Genomic DNA, 16,881 nt, shown 5'->3' with positions numbered 1-16,881 from the left:
GTCGTGAATCAGAGGGCGATGCGGTGGGCGCGGATATTCGCGGTCCTGGTGATCATCGGTGTCGGCGCCGCCGCATTCCGTCTGTCGTTCTCGACTCTGCGGGATCTCGCGAAACTTGCGCACGTCCCGGCGTCGGATGCGTGGCTGTTGCCGTTGATCATCGACGGCACGATCGTCCAGGCCACGGCGGCGGTGCTCGTGCTGTCGAAGTCGCAGGAACGTCGTTGGTTCACGGGGGTGTTGGTGGTCGGCGCGGTGGTGTCGGTGGCCGGTAACAGCCTCCATGCGATCGCCAACGGCCACGAACTCCCGGCGTGGGCGTGCGCGGTGGTCGCGGCTATCGCACCGGTCGGCCTGCTGGTCGACACTCATGGTTTGGCGTTGCTGCTGCGCACCACCGCCCGAAATACGCAACCGGACCCCGTGCCGAATCCGATGACTGAGACTGCGCCGGAACCGATCCCGGAACCCGAACTCGTCGCCCCGGCACCCGCTCCGGCGCCTGTTCCCGTTGCTGCTGCGGTGCGTCGTCGCCCGGTGCCGGTGGTACGGCCCGTGTTGCCGCTGACGGCTCGGCCTCCCGGCGTGTGACTCGTCGCGGTTGCTCGATCGCGAAGTTCCCCAACTCGTTTCGATCCATTTCTGTGCACCCCGAGGAGGGGTGATGTCTGAGCCTGTGCGTTTTTCCTCCGGTCCCGGCGCCCTGCCGAATATCGCGACCGGTATCGGGGTGGTGGTGATTGCTGCTGGTGTCGGCCTGGCGCTGGTGTCCCACCATGTCACTCCTACTGTCCCGCATCCGCAGTCGACTCCGGTCCCGTCTGCTGTGGGGACGTCGTCCTCGCCGATCGCTCCGCCTGTACCCGCCTCGTCCGTGGCGCCGGTGTCCCCGGTGACCGGTCCTGGCTGCTGGATGTTCTGCGGTGAACCGCCGTTGCCGCCGGCGGATTCGTCGGGGTGCCGCTTGTTCTGTGAACTGTCCCGCCCGACCGGGGACGGTGCCCGATGATTCCCGCGGCAGAGCTGGCCCCGATGCTGATTTCCGGTGGTGCGGCATTGGTGCTGGGTGCCCGGATGCTGCGCTGGTCCCGCACACCCACCGCCGCTGCCCCGACCGTGGCCGACATCCTCGCCGATGCCCCGGCCGCGCTGCGTCCGGCGGTGTTGTGCTTCTACGACCAGGCGCAGGAATGGGTCATGTGGAAATCGCTGGGCCTGGGCTCGGTGGACGACGGGTTCCCGCACGTCGTCGATGCCGTCTACACCGGTCACGGCTTGGATGTGGAGATTCAGATCCGTGGTGGCCAGAACTTGAAGACCTGGACCGACCCGGACACCCTCGACGCGTTGGCCCAATACATCGGCGTCCCGGAAGTCACTGCCACGCAAGCGTTTCCGGGGTTCGTTCGGCTTCAGGTGCGTGTGTTCGACACGCTCGCTGCCCCGGCCTCGGCGCCGCGGGTGGTCGGCGATGGTGTGGACCTGGAGGCGGTCCCCGCGGGCGTGTTCGAAGACGGCGACACGTGGAGTGTCCCGATCCAGGGTCGGCATGTCCTGCTCGGTGGCCGCACCGGGTCGGGGAAGTCGGGGGTGTTGTGGTCGCTGGTCAACGGCATGGGTCCGGCGATCCGCTCCGGTCGTGTCGAGTTGCGGGTGATCGACCCGAAAGGCGGTATGGAACTCGGCTTCCTCGAACCGCTGTGCACCCGGTTCTCCTGCACCACACCGGAAGAGATGGTCGGCCAGCTGGAAGAGACGGTCGCCGACATGCAGGAGGCCGCCCAGCGGTACCGCGGGGACAAGGTCCGCAAACCGGTTCCGACCCCGGACAACCCGCTGGTGGTCACGATCATCGATGAGGCCGCGACGTTGTCGGCGTTCACCGAACCGGAGATGCAGCGGCGGTTCCAGCGCGCGCACGGCCTGTTGCTGTCGCAGGGCCGGGCGCCGCTGTTCTCGGTGATCGAGACCGTGATCGACCCGTCGAAGGAGAACGTGCCGCAACGGCAGTTGCTGCCGTACCGGATCGGGCTGGCGATGGACGAACCGACCCAGGTCGCCATGATCCACGGCCAGGGTGCCCGTGACCGTGGCTCGCACTGCGACCGGATTCCGCACTCGACGCCGGGTGTCTGTTTCGTCCAGGAGGACGGTACGGCCGGGTTCCGGCGTGCTCGGGCGTTCCTGGTCACCGATGACGACGTGGATCGCATCGTCGCCGCCTACAAGCCGGTCCCGCGGCCGGTCAACCTCGCCGATTTCGAGAACGGATCCGCAGCATGACCATTACCGACTATCTCGAACATGTCGCCGATGCCGATCTCGATGACCGGATCTGGTTGCGGCAGTGGACCGAACGCCGCGGCCTGGCCGGTGTGGAATGCCCCGACGAGCCGGAACCGTGACCGGCATGACCACAGAAGGCAATCGGAAATACTTGAAACCTACTGTCTCGCAGGTCAATCCGATCGTTCAGGCGGCGGCTGATCAGGTACGTCGCTCGAAGAATCGGACCGCGCGACGCAACGCGAGAGACCTGCCGCAGGCCACAGGTCGAGATCAACAGTCCCTGTTCAATATTTCGGGGGTGACCGAATGACCACCATCAACTCTGATCTTCATGTCCGTGTCGAGCCGACCCGGACCGGCCCGCAGGCTCTGGAAGTCGTCGGTGCTGGGTTCCTCGGCCTGGCGACCATTCTCGGCAACCTGATCTGTTGGGCGGTGTTGTTCCCGATGCTGTCGCTGCCGTTGGCCGTCGTGGCGGCAGCGGGTGTGCTGTGGGGTTGGCCGGCGGCTGCTGTGGCGTTCGGCGTGTCTGCTGCGGGATTGATGCTCTGGCGCTGGAAGCGGCCGGAGATGTTCGAACGATGGGTGACCGGCCGCGCGCGGAGCCGGTTCCTGGTGTGGTGGCGCTACCGGTACCGGTGGAACACCCATCTGTACGCCTGCGGATTGGCCATCGAGAATGCCGGGATCGCGAGAGTTCCTGTGCTGCAACAGGTCATCATCGGCACGGCGGCAGATGTGCTGCGGGTGCGGATGCTGCCCGGTCAATGCCCCGCTGACTACGAGAACCGCGTCGAGCACCTCGCGCACGCCTTCGGCGCCACGGAATGCCGGGCCACGATCACCGGTCCGGCACTGGTGCAGCTGGAGTTGCGCCGCGGGGACACCCTCGCCACTCCGACCCGGATACCACCGGTCGGCCTTCCCACTGACAACCAGGAAGGAACCGCAGAATGACCGACTCGCCAGCGACGAACCACGCGGTCTCAGACGACGCCGTGAACCCGGCCGTCGCCTCTGGTGACCGGTTGACGGCGGCGGAGCGGCGCGCCATGCCGAACATCGTCGAAGTCGCCCAGGCCGCCGCCGAGAAGTACAAGGTGTGCAAGCGGCCGATCCCGATGCGGGGCTTCCGGCCGGAGTCCGGCGAGTCCAAATACATTGCGGCAGCGTGCAAGACGACACGTGCATCCGAGTGCCCGGCCTGCGCGCAGAAGGCCAAGGCGCTGCGGGTGACCCAGTGCAACGAGGGCTGGCACATGCTCACCGAACCCGACGACGCGATACGGCCGCCGACCGAGCACCAGACCGAACTGCTGACCGCGCGGGCGGACCTGCTCGCCGAATACAAAGCTGCCCGTGCCGCCGACGATGAGCAGACCGCTCAGGGTTTCCGCGAGGTCATCGCGGATCTCGACCGGGAACTCCGCGAGTCGGGATTGCGGGGCCGTATCCCCGGCATCGACGCGGAATCGAAGCCCAGGTCGGTGAAGTCGACGCGCCGCCGGCAGGACTTCCCCAACCTGCCTCGGAAAAAGGTCTCGAAACAGACGGTGGGCCGGAGGTATGCGGGCAAGTATCAGCCGTCGACGTTCCTTACCGCGACCCTCGGTTCCTACGGCCGTTGCCACGCCGACGGTGCGGTCAACAAGCAAGGTGAGGTGTGCGGGGACGGTTCGCCGGTCGACCCCGACACCTACGACTACCGGCGAGCGGCGCGGGACGCGATTTTCTTCCCGATGCTGTTCGACCGGACCGTCCAGAACTGGCGGCGGGTTACCGGCCGGGATGTGCAGTACTTCGCGACGGTGGAACCGCAGCGCCGTGGCGCCCCGCACGCGCATATCGCTGCCCGCGGCACGGACCCGCATGCGGTGATCGCGGAGCTGCTGGCGGGGACGTATCACCAGTTGTGGTGGCCGCACTTCGACCACGAGGTCTACAGCGACGACCGGATGCCGGTCTGGGACTACCGGGCGGACGGGTTCGTGGATCCGGACACCGGCCACGCACTGACCACCTTCGACCACGCCAAAGCCGTAATGGACGCCGTGGACGAGGTGGAACCGGCGCACGTGGTCCGCTGGGGTGTCCAGACGAAAGCCGTCGACATCGACGGCGCTGACCTCGATGCGGACGGCGAACGTGGTCCGGTGCGGCCGAACAAGGCCAAAGGTGTGCTCGGCGGTACCAAGGACGCGAACCGCCTGATCGGCTATCTGACCAAGTACCTCACGAAGTCCATCGGGGAAGTCCTCGAAGCACCGAACGAACGGACCCGCCGGCACTACGAGCGATTGCACGCGGAATTGCAGCGCACGCCCTGCTCCCCTTCGTGCGGGGTGTGGCTGCGATACGGCATCTCCCCGCGGAACGCGAATGCCAAGACCCAGCCGGGCCGCTGCAAGGGCAAGGCACACCGCCGCGACACTCTCGGCCTGCGTGGGCGCCGGGTGCTGGTGTCGCGGCGGTGGAGCAACAAGACCCTGCCCGATCACAAGGCGGACCGGATCGAGTTCGTCCGCCGGGTCCTGGCGGCGGTCGGCAAAGCGAAGCAGGAGCAATCGGAGGGCTGGATCGTCCGCCTGACCGACACGTCCGACCCCGATGTGCCGACGCGAGAGCAACTCATCTTCTCGGCAATCGCCCAGCGGTCGATGTGGCAGAACGACTACAACGAGGCACTCGGCCTCATGGGTTCGCCTGGTTTGCAACAGGTTTCGAGCATGCCGGTCGCGGCGTAGGAGTTGGAGAGATGGAGCTACCGGAGAACCGGTTGTGGACGGTGGATGAGGCGGCGTACTTCCTCCAGATTCCGAAAAAGACTCTGTACCAATGGAGTTGGCTGAACGAGGGGCCTCCGGTGCGGAAGGTCGGTCGGCATTTGCGGTACGACCCGGCGAAGGTGCGGTCATGGGTCGGCGTTGAGGTGGCGGCGTAATGGGACACATTGAGGATCGGTGGTTCCGGCCGAAGCGCAATGAATCCGGGGACCCGGTGCTCAATGGACGCGGCCGGCCGGAATTGGAGCGGACTGAGCTGTACGGCTCGGGTCTGCGCTACCGGGTCCGGTACATCGACCCGTACGGCCGTGAGCGATCGAAGTCGTTCCCGGACAAGCAGAAGAAGCGCGCGGACGACTTCCTGATCGAGGTCGAATCCGATAAGCGTGAAGGCAAATATATCGACCCGCGGGCGGGCCGGACGAAGTTTCGGCAACAGGGCGAGAGCTGGCTGAAAGCACAGTCACCGGACCCGGCGAGTCGATATGTGCTTCGCCGGCGGCTGGAAAACCGCATTTATCCGGTGTTCGGAGACATGTGGCTCGGCGGTGTCGGTCCGGCCGAACTCCGGGATTGGGTGGATGACCTCGACGCCCGGAAGTACTCCGACAACTACAAGTCAGTCTTGTTCGACATCGTCGCGGGAGTTCTCGATTCGGCAGTGGACGACAAGCTGATCCGCGAGAACCCTTGTCACGCCAAATCGGTCCGTCGTCCCGTCCGCAGAAGTCCGAAGGTCTCGATCTGGAAGCACGACCGGCTCCGGGCCGTTCGTGGGGGCATGCAGAAACGCTACGAGATCGCGGTTCCGCTGGGTGCCGGGCTGGGGTGCCGGCAGGGCGAAATACTCGGCTTCTCACCGGAATTGGATATCGACCGTGACGGCCAGGTCGCCCATGTACAGCGACAGGTGAAGCTGGTCGACGGTGAGCTGATGTTCGCTCTACCGAAGCGGGGCAAAACGCGATACGCGCCAATGGCGTCGTCGCTGCTGGACGAGATAGACCGATACCAGGAGGATTTCCCGGCGGTGCCTGTGACGCTGCCGTGGGGGAGTGCTGACGGAGAGTTGGTGACGGTGCCGTTGTTGATCGTCCATCCGGCCGGGCGAGCGTTCAGCGGAGATCTGTTCTCGAAGATCGCATGGAAACCGGCGTTTGCCGCGGCCGGCTTGACGTATGTCAATCGCGCAGACGGGATGCATGCGCTCCGTCACCTGTTCGCCTCGACGCTGCTCGGCCGCGGGGTGTCGATCAAGGAACTCGCCGAGTACCTCGGCCACGCCGATCCGGGGTTCACGTTGAAGTTCTACGCGCATCTGCTGGACGACAGCCATGAGCGCGCGCGTCTTGCGCTGGACGCGGTCTGGAAGGACTGGGCTGTGCCGCCTGACGGCCTGGCGGCGGCCTGATGGCGAGATTCGAGGCGAACGGATCGTTCGGCAACAATAGGACCGGTGCGGGTCACGAGGTGATCCGCACCGGTTTCCTGTTGTGCGACAAGCTATTTCAGCTCCGTGCTGGTCAACCCAAGTACCCGCCGAGCGACGATGAGTTGCTGGATCTGCTGGGTGCCCTCGAAGATGTCGAGGATCTTCGAATCGCGGCCCCACTTCTCCAGCAGGGTGCGCTGCGAGTAGCCGAGGCTGCCGCCGAGTTCGACCGCCTTCAGGGTGACGTCGGTGCCCATCCGGCCGGCCTTGGCCTTCGACATCGAGGCCTCGAGCGAGTTCGGCTTCTTGTTGTCCGCCATCCACGCCGCGCGCAGCGACAGCAGGTACGCGGCCTCCCAATCCGCTTCCAGTCGAAGGAATTCCGCGGCCGCGGCGTGCTGGTTGTTGGGCGGTACGTCGTAGGAGATCTCGACGCCGGCCTCCTCGAGGATGGCGCGCAGTTCCTCCAGCGCCGCCCGGCCGACCCCGATGGCCATCGCGGCGACCAGCGGACGGGTGTTGTCGAAGGTCTGCATGACCCCGGCGAAACCCTTCTCCACATTCACTTCCGGGCTGCCGAGGATGTTGTCGGCCGGGATCCGGCAGTCCTCCAGGCGCAGTTCGGCGGTGTCGGAGGCCTTGATGCCGAGCTTGTGCTCGAGCCGGGAGACGGTGAGGCCCTTGGCATCCCGCGGCACCACGAACGACTTGATGGCCGCGCGGCCCTTGGTCTTGTCGACCGTCGCCCACACCACGATGTGGGTGGCGCGCGAGCCGGCGGTCACGAAGATCTTGGTGCCGTTGAGCACCCACTCGTCGCCGTCGAGCACCGCGGTGGTGGTCACCGCCGCGGAGTCGGAGCCGAAGGACGGTTCGGTGATCGCCATCGCGGCCCACACCTTGCCGAACCGCTGCAACTGATCGTCGGTGGCGACCGCGGCGATCGCGGCGTTGCCCAGGCCCTGATAGGGGATCGAGAGCATCAGGCCGACATCGCCCCAGCAGGTCTCCAGCGCGTTCAGCAGCGCGGACATGTTGCCGCCGTTGGCATTACCGCGCGGCTCGGACGAATCACTCCCGACGCCTTCGCCTTTCACCTTGCGGCCGCCGGCCGCGCCCGAGATGTTCTGGGTGCCGGAGTCGGACAGGCCCTCGATCATGGCGGACATGGTGTCCAGTTCCACCGGGTACTCGTGCTCGGCGAGGTCGTATTTGCGCGAGATCGGGCGGAAGATCTGCGCTCCGACCTGATGGGCCTGGTTGGCGCTGGCCCGCAGCTTCTTGGGAAGTTCGAGATTGATCATCGGATTGTCTCCATCGAAAAGTCTGAATCGGTGGCGGGCGGCCTACACCAGCACGATGCCCTCGGCGACGCCGATACCGCGCAGATCGCGATACCAGCGCTCGACCGGGTGCTCCTTGGTGAAACCGTGTCCGCCGAGCAACTGCACGCCGTCCAGGCCGATCTGCATGCCCTTGTCGGTGGCCAGCTTCTTCGCCAGCGCCGCCTCGCGGGCGAACGAGAGGCCCTGTTCGGCACGCGAGGCGCCGCGCAGCGTGACCAGCCGGATGCTGTCCAGTTCGATCGCGATGTTGGCGACCATGAAGGCCACGGCTTGGCGGTGCGAGATCGGCTCGCCGAACGCCTCGCGCTCCTTCACATAGGGGATCACGTAGTCGAGCACGGCCTGTCCGGTGCCGACGGCCAGCGAGGCCCAGCCCAGCCGGGCCAGCCGCACCGCGTCGGCGTAGTCCTCGGCGTGCGCGGCGGCGTCACCGTCGCCGAGGATCGCCTCGGCCGGTACGGCCACGTTGTCCAGGATCAGCCGGCCCAGTCCGGCGGCCCGCAGGCCCATGCCCGGATCGGCCTCGATGACGATGCCCGGGGTGTCGGATTCGACCACGAACAGTGCCGGTCGGCCGTCCAGTTCGGCGCCGACGACGAACAGTTCCGCGTCTCCGGCGGCCGGGACCAGGCTCTTGACCCCGTTGAGGCGGAATCCGCTGGGGGAGCGGGTGGCCTTGGTGCGCAGCGTGAACGGGTCGAACAGGGCCTGCGGCTCGGCCAGGACGACCGAGGCCTGCGGCACGTTCTCGCCGGTGAAGGCGCCGAGATAGGTCTGCTGCTGAGCATCGGTACCCCACTGCGACAAGGCCACCGCGACGCCCGACGGCGCCAGGATCGGCAGTGCCAGGCCCATGTCGCCGTGCGCGAGCGCCTCGGCGACCAGCGAGTTGGTCACCGCGCCGCGCTCGGTGGCCGCGCCCTCGAGTTCCTCGGGCACATTGATCACGGTGATACCCAGTTCGGCCGCGCGCTCGAGCAGATCGCGCGGCGCCTTGGCGGCGCTGTCGGCGTCGAAGGCGGCCGGGCGCAGGATCTCGCCGGCGAAGTCGCGAACCGTCTCGACGATCATCTGCTGCTCGTCGGTCGGGGTCAGGTCGAAGTAGTCCTTGGTGCGGGATTCGTTGTCGGGCAAGCGCTTCGGCTTGCCGCCGCCGGTCACCCGGCCGAACGCCCGAGTGGCGGCGCCGAGGGTGCGGAAGCCGGTCCTGGTGCCCTCGTAGGTGAGCCGTTCGAGCGGCTTGCGCAGGTTGTACTTCTCGGCCAGCTCGGATCCGGTGATGGTTGTCATGACCCGCATGGCCGCGCCCATCCAGTCGCGCTTGACCGGGTTGAGGCCGACGGCCGAATCCGCTCGGCCCTTCGTTGCGGAGTCTCGAGTGCTCATGGTCACCAGTCTTCTCAGGTGTATGGGAGGAACGGGGGTTCGCATCTTACTGTCGGGTAAGGCTATCTTACTCCAGAGTAAGAAAGCCGTCGAGCCGCAGCATACAGTTCGCGAATTGCGCCCGAGGGCAGCCGTCAGCGCCACGCTCGCCAGGTCGGCGGCGCGGTACGGGGGAGCGCGGGGGTCAGCGCAGGCGGGCGAGCACCCGATCGTGCAACCGGCCGTTGGTGGCGACGGCGCTACCGCCGTGCGGCCCGGCCGAACCGTCGAGCGCGGTGAACGCGCCACCGGCCTCGCGGACCAGAATGTCCAGCGGCGCCAGATCCCACAGCGACACCTCCGGCTCGGTGGCGATGTCGACCGCCCCCTCGGCCAGCAGGCAATAGGAGAGGAAATCGCCGTATCCGCGGGTGCGCCACACCTCGTCGGTGAGACCGATCAGCTGATCGCGTAGGCCCAGATCCCGCCAGCCGGACAGGCTGGAGATGGCCAGACTGGCCGCGGCCAGGTCGCCGACCGCCGATACCCGGATCGACCGCGGCGGCTCGTCGCCGAACCGGGTCCACGCCCCCGCACCCGCGGCCGCCCACCAGCGCCGCGTCAACGCCGGCGCACTCACCGCCCCCACCACCGGCACCCCGTCCACCAGCAGCGCGATCAGCGATGCCCAGACCGGCACGCCGCGCACGAAGTTCTTGGTGCCGTCGATCGGATCGACCACCCACTGCCGGCCGGCGAACGCCGCATCGCCACCGAACTCCTCGCCGAGCACCGCGTCCTCGGGACGCAGCCGCTTCAGGGTCGCCCGTACCGCCTGCTCCACCGCGAGATCCGCGTCCGAGACCGGGGTCAGATCGGGTTTGCTGTCGACGGTGAGATCCAGCGCGCCGAACCGCGCGCGGGTGATCGTGTCGGCCTCGTCGGCCAGGTGCAGGGCGAGCTCGAGATCGGCGGCAAGTGCGGTCACCCGGCCAGATTACGGATGCAGCGGGATGTCCCAGACGGCCGGCCAATCCTTGCCGCGGAACGCCGCATCGATACCGCCGTCGCAGAAGATCACCGAGCCGACGAAGAATCCGGCCCGGTCGGACAGCAGATAGGCGACCAGATCGGCGATCTCCTCCGGGCGGCCCGCGCGGCCGACCGGCGTGGCGCCGAGGAAGCCCTTCAACCCCTCACCGGTCAGCGCGTCGTCGCGGCCTGCCTGGGTCATCGGGGTGTCGATGAGACCGGGCGCGATCGCGTTGAGCCGGATGCCTTCTTTGATGTACTCCGCCGATCGGGTGCGGGCGTACCAGGCCAGCGCCGCCTTGGTCGCCGGATAGGCCTGGATGGCGCCCAGGTCACCGAAGGATTCGGCGATCGCGCGGGCCTTCTCCTCCTCGCCGGCGAGACAGGCCTCGGCCAGCTCCACCGGCCAGCCGGGCTGGGTGGTGGTGGAATTCGACGAGATCAGCACGACCGACGGATCCGATCCGGCGCGCAGCAGCGGCCGCAGCCCCTCCAGCAGCGTGATCGCGCCGAAGTAGTTGACCGACACCAGCAGTCCGCCGGGCCGTCCGGTGGCCGCCGCCAGGCCCGCGAACGGCAGGAAGCCGTCGAGACTGCCCTCGGCCAGCCGGGTGACCTCGGCGATCGCGTGCGCGCGGCCGTCGGGGGTGCCGAGATCCGCGACCACCTCCGCATCGCGCAGATCCACCCCGATCACCCGGTGCCCGGTCCCGGTCAGACGGGCGGCCAGCGCGGCACCCATCCCCGACGCGCTGCCCGTGATCGCGATGCCACCCATATCTCCGCCTCTCGTCGCGCCGGGGACTGTCCGGAACGTGCGGCCGAGCCTAGGCGGAAACCGTGGCGGGACGGGCCGGCCGGTCCCATCCAGTGGGCGGCCGCCCTAGGCGATCGGGACCCGCCGCGCCGCGGCCAGCGCGCTCGCCCACCAGTGCAGCTGGTCGAGCATCGTCGCGGCGGCCTCGTTCGGGCCCGACGGGTCGATCAGCTCGCGGGTGGTCATGTCGAACAGCTGGAAATAGCGGGGGAACGAGACGTAGTTGCGGACGGTGTGGGCATCCAGTTCGCTGAACACCGCGCGCAGATGCTCGATCGCGATCAGGCCGCCGCTGTGACCGCTGTAGCCGACGAATCCGATTGCCTTGCGCGACCATTGGGCGAAATGCCAGTCGATGGCCGTCTTCAGCGAGGACGGATAACTGTGGTTGATCTCCGGGGTCACGATCACCACCGCGTCCGCCTCGTCCAGGGCGCGGGTGAGCTGCGGCAGCGTGCCGGGGCGCGCCGGATTCGGGTCCATCAGCGGGGAGACCGCGGGCAGGGCGTGCGGCAGGGTGATCTCGGCCAGGTCGACCACCTCGACGGTGAATCCGCCGTGCCGCTCGGCCTCGGCGGCGAACCAGCGGGCCACGTTCGGGCCGAACCGGCCGTCGCGAACGCTGGCGATGATGACGGCGAGCCGCAGTTCGGTGCTGGACATACTTCTCCTCGGAGTCCGGTCACATGTCGCGGCCCGGTGGGCCACATGTCGCGGCCCGGTGGGCCACATGTCGCGGCTCGACCGAGCCGCCTCTCGACTCTGCGGGCCCGCCGCGGCCGGAGGGAGTCCGCGCCCAGAGTGGTAGTGGCACGGCCACCCTCCGCCGCACCGGCGCGGTTACGGTGGATTGATGGCGGCTTCCGGTGTGCGCGACGACAACGAGCTGGGCCTTTTCCTGCGCAGCCGCCGCGAATCGCTGTCCCCGGCGGAGGTGGGCCTGCCGTCCGGTCCGCGTCGCCGCACCCCCGGCCTGCGCCGCGCCGAACTGGCCATGCTGGCCGGGGTCAGCGTGGAATACCTCACCCGGCTCGAACAGGGCCGCGACCGGCATCCCTCGGCCGCGGTGCTCTCGGCGCTGGCCGATGTGCTGCGGCTCGCCCCGCGGGAGCGGGTCCATCTGAACCGGCTGGTGAAGGCGGTCACGCCCGGTTTCACCTGCCGCGGCAGCCTGGAAGCGAACCGGATGGTCCGCCCGGCGGTCCGCGCGGTGCTGGACCAGCTCGAACCCGCGCCCGCCGCGGTGCTGAACCGCCTCGGCGAGGTGCTGGCCTGCACCGACGGCTATCGCCGGCTGGTCGGGCCGACCGGTCAGCTCGACGGCGGGCTCCCGGCCTGTTTCCCGCGGTATCTGTTCACCGATCCGCGGGCCCGCGCGGCCTATCCCGATTGGGAGCACAAGGCGGACAAGGCCGTGGCGGGCCTCAAACAGGGCCCGTACCGGCTGGATCCGGAGGTCGCCGCGCTGGTCGACGAGCTCACCGTGACCGCCGGCGCGGAGTTCACCCGGCGGCTGGAGACCGTGCCCGGACTCCCCGACGCCAACGGCACGGTCCGGATGGCACATCCGGAGGCCGGTCCGCTGCGGCTGACCTACGAGCGGCTGGAACTGTGCGCCGACGACGATCAGCACATCCTGATCCAGCTGCCCGCGGACGAGGCCACCGCCGCGGCCCTCGACGCCCTGCACGGCCGCCGGCCCGGCGCCCTGCGCGCGGTCTCGGGCTGAACATCCGCGACCGGGCACCGCGCCCGACCCGGTCGTATGAGACCCGGCGCCGGGCGGCCGGTAGATTGGACGATCGTGCATCCTGACGTGTCCGCTGACCTCGCCGAACTCGACACCACCTTGAAGACCGTCGAGGCGGTCCTCGACGTCGACGAGTTGCGGCGCCGGATCGACGAGCTGGAGCACCAGGCGGCCGATCCCGAACTGTGGAACGACCAGGAACACGCGCAGCAGGTCACCAGCGAGCTGTCCCACGCCCAGAACGAACTGCGCCGCGTCACCGATCTGCGGCAGCGCCTCGACGATCTGCCGGTGCTGTACGAACTGGCCGAGGGCGAGGAGGGCGAGGCCCGCGTCTCGGCCCTCGCCGATGCCGACGCCGAGCGGACCGGGCTGCACGCCGACGTCGAGGCCATGGAGGTCCGCACGCTGCTGTCCGGCGAGTACGACAAGCGCGAGGCGCTGGTCAACATCCGCTCCGGCGCGGGCGGCGTGGACGCGGCCGACTGGGCGCAGATGCTCATGCGCATGTACGTCCGCTGGGCCGAGCGGCACAAATACGCCGTGGAGATCTACGACACCTCCTACGCGGAGGAGGCGGGTATCAAGAGCGCCACCTTCGCGGTGAAGACGCCCTACGCCTACGGCACCCTCTCGGTCGAGATGGGCACGCACCGGCTGGTCCGGATCAGCCCGTTCGACAACCAGGGCCGCCGCCAGACCTCCTTCGCCGAGGTCGAGGTGCTGCCGGTGGTCGAGACCACCGACCACATCGACGTGCCGGAGACGGAGATCCGCGTCGACGTCTATCGCTCCTCGGGCCCCGGCGGGCAGAGTGTCAACACCACCGACTCCGCGGTGCGCATCACCCACATCCCCACCGGCATCGTGGTCACCTGCCAGAACGAGAAGTCGCAGCTGCAGAACAAGATCTCCGCGATGCGGGTGCTGCAGGCCAAACTGCTCGAGCGCAAGCGGCAGGAGGAGCGTGCGCAGATGGACGCCCTCAAGACCAACGAGGGCGCCTCGTGGGGCAACCAGATGCGCTCCTACGTCCTGCACCCGTATCAGATGGTGAAGGATCTGCGCACGAACTACGAGGTCAACAACCCCACCTCGGTGCTCGACGGGGATATCGACGGCTTCATAGAAGAGGGCATCCGCTGGCGGATGCGCCAGATCGCCTGATCCCCATGGTTGGAATGCCTCCGCCCGGCCGTAGTAGCCTGTGCGGCGTGAGTTTCGGCGGCCGGGGGCGGCGCGATGCCCGCGTTTTCCGGCCGGGAAGGATGTGGCGATGACCGAATACCTCGCCGCCGGTACCGGATCCGATCTCCTCGACTGGGCTCGTTCCAGCGGACTGGAGATCGTACTGCTGGTGATCGGCGCGATCCTGTTCAGCCGGCTCACCACCTTCGTCCGGGACCGCATCACCCGTCAGATCGACAGCGGCTTCCGGTCCAGCGATTCACTGGTCCGCACCGAGGCCGCGAAACATCGGCACGCGCTGGCCCAGGTGCTCAGCTGGTTGGTGCTGACGATCGTCTACTTCCTGCTGACGATCGAGGTGCTCAAACGCCTCGGCTTCGAACTCGGCGGACTGGTCGCGCCGGCCGCCGTGATCGGCGCCGCGATCGGTTTCGGCGCTCAGCGCATCGTGCAGGACCTGCTGGCCGGATTCTTCCTGATCACCGAGCGGCAGTACGGTTTCGGTGACGTGGTGAGCATCGCGGTCACCGGTCAGCCGGAGCCGGCCGAGGGAACCGTCGAGGATGTGAACCTGCGCATCACCACGCTGCGCAACGCGGACGGCTCGGTGATCACCGTCCCCAACGGGCAGATCGTGAAGGTCACCAATCTGTCCAAGGACTGGGCGCGCGCGGCCATCGATGTCCCCGTGCCCGCCACCGCCGACATCACCAGGATCAACGAGATCCTGCACGAGGTCGGCGCGCGCGCCTATCAGGACGGCGCGCTGAAATCGCTGCTCCTCGACGAGCCCTCGGTGATGGGCGTCGAGGATCTCACCGTCGACCAGATGAATATTCGGATGGTTGCCCGGACGTTGCCGGGCAAGCAGTTCGATGTTGGACGCGAGCTGCGCGCCCGGGTGGCCGCGGCCCTGCGCCGGGAAGGTCTGAGTGAAAGTGCGTAAACCCGCGACCGTCGGTACGTCGTCGGCCGTCCGTAAATCCACGGCGATCCTGGGTGGCGTATGGATCGCCACCTTCATCGTGTACTTGTTCGTCAAGCCCGCTACGCCGGATCACACCGGATTTCCGATCGCGAACACCTTCCAGAAATCGGGCGTCACGTCGACTCCGGCCCGCTGACGCGAATGTGACAGATCACATCCGGCGGAGGTCGCGGCGGCGCTGCCCGGTGGATGCTGGCTAGACTGCTCCCGTGATCACGCTGCGGAACGTCACCAAGTCGTACCAGACGTCGACACGTCCCGCGCTGGACAATGTCACCGTCGATATCGGCAAGGGTGAATTCGTTTTCATCATCGGGCCGTCGGGGTCGGGTAAGTCGACCTTCATGCAGATTCTGCTCAAGGATGTGAAGCCGACGACGGGTGAGGTACTCGTCGCCGACTTCCGGGTCGACAAACTCCCGGGCCGCAAGGTGCCGAAGCTGCGGCAGCGCATCGGCTGTGTGTTCCAGGATTTCCGCCTCTTGCAGCAGAAGACGGTCGAGCAGAACGTGGCCTTCGCGCTGGAAGTGATCGGCAAGTCGCGCAAATTCATCAATCGTTCGGTGCCGGAGGCGCTGGACCTGGTCGGCCTGTCCGGTAAGGCGGACCGGCTGCCCAGTGAGCTGTCCGGCGGCGAACAGCAGCGGGTGGCGATCGCCCGCGCGTTCGTGAACCGGCCGCTGGTCCTGCTGGCCGACGAGCCCACCGGCAACCTCGACCCCGATACCAGTCAGGACATCATGGCGCTGCTGGAACGTGTCAACCGCACCGGAACGACGGTGCTGATGGCCACCCACGACAATCACATCGTCGACATGATGCGGCGCCGGGTGATCGAACTCGATCGCGGCCGGATCATCCGGGACGAGGCGACCGGCGTGTACGGGGTGGGTCGCTGATGCGCATAGGCTTCCTCATCCGCGAGGTCGTCACCGGCCTGCGGCGCAACGTCACCATGACGGTGGCGATGATCCTCACCACCGCGGTCTCGCTGGCGATGGTCGGCGGCGGTCTGCTCGCCGTGCAGCTGACCTCGAAGACCGAGAGCATGTTCCTGGGCCGGCTCGAGATCCGGATGTTCCTCACCCCGGACGTGTCGGCGGCCGACAACGATTGCACCCAGGATCCGTGCCGGGTCCTGATGTCGCAGCTGAAGCAGCAGGCCGGCGTGGTCAGCGTGCAGTTCACCAGCAGCGCCGACGCCCATCGGGAGGCGACCGAGGTCACCTTCAAGGACCAGCCGGAAATGGTCCAGATGATCAAGGACACCAAGTTCCCGGCGTCGTTCCGCGTGAAGATGACCGACCCGGGCCAGTATCCGAAGCTGATGCAGCAGTATTCGTCCCGGCCCGGCGTGCTGAGCGTGCACAGCGATCAGGACTTCGTGGATCGGCTGGTCGGGCTGTTCCGCGGCGTCGGCAACGCGGCGTTCGGCCTCGCCGCGTTGCAGGCGGTGGCGGCGTTGCTGCTGATCGCGAACATGGTGCAGATCGCGGCGTTCACCCGCCGCGAGGAGGTCGGCATCATGCGCATGGTCGGCGCCTCCCGCTGGTACACCCAGCTGCCCTTCCTGCTGGAGGCGGTCTTCGCGGCGCTGATGGGATCGCTGCTGGCGGTGGTGGGCCTGTTCATCGCCCGGCCGCTGGTGATCAACCCCGCTCTCGGCGCGCTGTCCGACAACGGCATCGTGCCCCGGCTCACCGATTCGGACATCGGTGTCGTCTCCGGCTGGATCATGTTCGGCGGCATCGTCTTCGCCGCCGCCACCGCCTACGGCACCCTGCGCTACTACGTCCGCGACTAATGTTCCCGCGTTCCGGCGCCCGGTCCGTTCGGAACCGGGCGCCGGAAACGTGTGCGGCTGTGCGAACCCGTCGCGGGCGGGCTGGCG

General features: G+C 67.8%; 19 protein-coding genes. 14 read left to right on the top strand and 5 right to left on the bottom strand.

Features of this window, described 5'->3' with window-relative positions; all coding sequences use genetic code 11:
- Positions 1–3: 3 nt before the first annotated feature.
- From G361_RS47340 to G361_RS0128720, 8 genes are all read left to right on the top strand, one after another.
- The gene (locus G361_RS47340; protein WP_231387115.1) at positions 4–591 is read left to right on the top strand and encodes a DUF2637 domain-containing protein; all 588 of its coding nucleotides are present in this window, start codon (positions 4–6) and stop codon (positions 589–591) included.
- A 414-nt stretch (positions 592–1,005) separates the two neighbouring features.
- Positions 1,006–2,283: an FtsK/SpoIIIE domain-containing protein gene (locus G361_RS45245; protein ID WP_019930588.1), complete on the top strand. Its 1,278-nt coding sequence runs from the start codon at positions 1,006–1,008 to the stop codon at positions 2,281–2,283.
- Entirely contained in the window at positions 2,280–2,405 is a 126-nt protein-coding gene (locus G361_RS51525) for a hypothetical protein (RefSeq protein ID WP_019930587.1), read from the top strand. Before G361_RS45245 ends, G361_RS51525 begins: the two co-directional genes overlap by 4 nt.
- 5 nt (positions 2,406–2,410) lie before the next feature.
- Entirely contained in the window at positions 2,411–2,599 is a 189-nt protein-coding gene (locus tag G361_RS48665; RefSeq protein WP_081635685.1) for a hypothetical protein, read from the top strand.
- Positions 2,596–3,246 (top strand): hypothetical protein, encoded by a 651-nt coding sequence (locus G361_RS0128735; RefSeq protein WP_019930586.1) that lies wholly within the window; start codon positions 2,596–2,598, stop codon positions 3,244–3,246. Before G361_RS48665 ends, G361_RS0128735 begins: the two co-directional genes overlap by 4 nt.
- 95 nt (positions 3,247–3,341) lie before the next feature.
- Positions 3,342–5,033, top strand: coding sequence for a replication initiator (locus G361_RS0128730; protein WP_019930585.1), 1,692 nt, complete (start codon positions 3,342–3,344; stop codon positions 5,031–5,033).
- Positions 5,034–5,044: 11 nt separating this feature from the next.
- Positions 5,045–5,230, top strand: coding sequence for a helix-turn-helix domain-containing protein (locus G361_RS51925; RefSeq protein ID WP_019930584.1), 186 nt, complete (start codon positions 5,045–5,047; stop codon positions 5,228–5,230).
- A complete protein-coding gene (locus G361_RS0128720; protein ID WP_019930583.1) occupies positions 5,230–6,483 on the top strand; it encodes a tyrosine-type recombinase/integrase in 1,254 nt (417 codons plus the stop codon). The genes G361_RS51925 and G361_RS0128720 overlap by 1 nt, the downstream gene beginning before the upstream one ends.
- Positions 6,484–6,575: 92 nt before the next feature.
- Here the strand turns inward: G361_RS0128720 and G361_RS0128715 are convergent, their stop codons facing one another.
- The 5 genes from G361_RS0128715 to G361_RS0128695 all read right to left on the bottom strand — a co-directional run bounded on the left by G361_RS0128715 (position 6,576) and on the right by G361_RS0128695 (position 11,727).
- Positions 6,576–7,808 carry an acyl-CoA dehydrogenase family protein gene (locus G361_RS0128715; protein ID WP_019930582.1) on the bottom strand — a complete coding sequence of 411 codons (1,233 nt, stop codon included), beginning with the start codon at positions 7,806–7,808 and terminating at the stop codon, positions 6,576–6,578.
- 42 nt (positions 7,809–7,850) lie between these two features.
- Positions 7,851–9,236 carry an acyl-CoA dehydrogenase family protein gene (locus G361_RS0128710; protein ID WP_155981824.1) on the bottom strand — a complete coding sequence of 462 codons (1,386 nt, stop codon included), beginning with the start codon at positions 9,234–9,236 and terminating at the stop codon, positions 7,851–7,853.
- 184 nt (positions 9,237–9,420) lie between these two features.
- The gene (gene hisN, locus G361_RS0128705) at positions 9,421–10,203 is read right to left on the bottom strand and encodes a histidinol-phosphatase (protein WP_019930580.1); all 783 of its coding nucleotides are present in this window, start codon (positions 10,201–10,203) and stop codon (positions 9,421–9,423) included.
- Between the two features lie 9 nt (positions 10,204–10,212).
- Complete coding sequence (locus G361_RS0128700; RefSeq protein ID WP_019930579.1) at positions 10,213–11,025, bottom strand: SDR family oxidoreductase; 813 nt, start codon at positions 11,023–11,025, stop codon at positions 10,213–10,215.
- A 105-nt stretch (positions 11,026–11,130) separates the two neighbouring features.
- Positions 11,131–11,727, bottom strand: a complete 597-nt coding sequence (locus G361_RS0128695) for an NADPH-dependent FMN reductase (RefSeq protein WP_019930578.1) — start codon at positions 11,725–11,727, stop codon at positions 11,131–11,133.
- A gap of 190 nt (positions 11,728–11,917) precedes the next feature.
- Between G361_RS0128695 and G361_RS0128690 the strand changes: the two genes are divergently transcribed.
- The 6 genes from G361_RS0128690 (at position 11,918) to ftsX (ending at position 16,794) form a co-directional block, all read left to right on the top strand.
- Entirely contained in the window at positions 11,918–12,793 is an 876-nt protein-coding gene (locus G361_RS0128690; protein WP_019930577.1) for a helix-turn-helix domain-containing protein, read from the top strand.
- Between the two features lie 75 nt (positions 12,794–12,868).
- Complete coding sequence (gene prfB, locus G361_RS0128685; protein ID WP_026343619.1) at positions 12,869–13,981, top strand: peptide chain release factor 2; 1,113 nt, start codon at positions 12,869–12,871, stop codon at positions 13,979–13,981.
- Positions 13,982–14,090: 109 nt separating this feature from the next.
- The gene (locus tag G361_RS0128680; protein WP_019930575.1) at positions 14,091–14,948 is read left to right on the top strand and encodes a mechanosensitive ion channel family protein; all 858 of its coding nucleotides are present in this window, start codon (positions 14,091–14,093) and stop codon (positions 14,946–14,948) included.
- Entirely contained in the window at positions 14,941–15,126 is a 186-nt protein-coding gene (locus G361_RS0128675) for a hypothetical protein (protein ID WP_019930574.1), read from the top strand. Before G361_RS0128680 ends, G361_RS0128675 begins: the two co-directional genes overlap by 8 nt.
- Before the next feature lie 73 nt (positions 15,127–15,199).
- Positions 15,200–15,889, top strand: a complete 690-nt coding sequence (ftsE, locus tag G361_RS0128670; RefSeq protein ID WP_019930573.1) for a cell division ATP-binding protein FtsE — start codon at positions 15,200–15,202, stop codon at positions 15,887–15,889.
- Entirely contained in the window at positions 15,889–16,794 is a 906-nt protein-coding gene (gene ftsX / locus G361_RS0128665; RefSeq protein WP_019930572.1) for a permease-like cell division protein FtsX, read from the top strand. The genes ftsE and ftsX overlap by 1 nt, the downstream gene beginning before the upstream one ends.
- The last annotated feature ends 87 nt before the right edge of the window (positions 16,795–16,881 follow it).

Origin of the sequence: Nocardia sp. BMG111209, from assembly GCF_000381925.1 — a bacterium.
Lineage (GTDB): Bacteria > Actinomycetota > Actinomycetes > Mycobacteriales > Mycobacteriaceae > Nocardia.
Note: the sequence above shows the minus strand (reverse complement) of the source record. Positions and strands in the feature narration are given on the sequence as shown.

What these genes read in the sequence shown, in the direction of transcription:
- G361_RS51525 (WP_019930587.1), top strand. Translation starts at nt 2,280, where the DNA reads ATGACCATTACCGACTATCTCGAACATGTCGCCGATGCCGATCTCGAT.
- G361_RS0128730 (WP_019930585.1), top strand. Translation starts at nt 3,342, where the DNA reads ATGCCGAACATCGTCGAAGTCGCCCAGGCCGCCGCCGAGAAGTACAAG.
- G361_RS0128715 (WP_019930582.1), bottom strand. Translation starts at nt 7,808, where the DNA reads ATGATCAATCTCGAACTTCCCAAGAAGCTGCGGGCCAGCGCCAACCAG.
- G361_RS0128700 (WP_019930579.1), bottom strand. Translation starts at nt 11,025, where the DNA reads ATGGGTGGCATCGCGATCACGGGCAGCGCGTCGGGGATGGGTGCCGCG.
- G361_RS51925 (WP_019930584.1), top strand. Translation starts at nt 5,045, where the DNA reads ATGGAGCTACCGGAGAACCGGTTGTGGACGGTGGATGAGGCGGCGTAC.
- G361_RS0128710 (WP_155981824.1), bottom strand. Translation starts at nt 9,236, where the DNA reads ATGAGCACTCGAGACTCCGCAACGAAGGGCCGAGCGGATTCGGCCGTC.
- G361_RS48665 (WP_081635685.1), top strand. Translation starts at nt 2,411, where the DNA reads ATGACCACAGAAGGCAATCGGAAATACTTGAAACCTACTGTCTCGCAG.
- G361_RS0128680 (WP_019930575.1), top strand. Translation starts at nt 14,091, where the DNA reads ATGACCGAATACCTCGCCGCCGGTACCGGATCCGATCTCCTCGACTGG.
- G361_RS0128720 (WP_019930583.1), top strand. Translation starts at nt 5,230, where the DNA reads ATGGGACACATTGAGGATCGGTGGTTCCGGCCGAAGCGCAATGAATCC.
- G361_RS0128695 (WP_019930578.1), bottom strand. Translation starts at nt 11,727, where the DNA reads ATGTCCAGCACCGAACTGCGGCTCGCCGTCATCATCGCCAGCGTTCGC.
- ftsX (WP_019930572.1), top strand. Translation starts at nt 15,889, where the DNA reads ATGCGCATAGGCTTCCTCATCCGCGAGGTCGTCACCGGCCTGCGGCGC.
- G361_RS0128735 (WP_019930586.1), top strand. Translation starts at nt 2,596, where the DNA reads ATGACCACCATCAACTCTGATCTTCATGTCCGTGTCGAGCCGACCCGG.
- G361_RS45245 (WP_019930588.1), top strand. Translation starts at nt 1,006, where the DNA reads ATGATTCCCGCGGCAGAGCTGGCCCCGATGCTGATTTCCGGTGGTGCG.
- G361_RS0128690 (WP_019930577.1), top strand. Translation starts at nt 11,918, where the DNA reads ATGGCGGCTTCCGGTGTGCGCGACGACAACGAGCTGGGCCTTTTCCTG.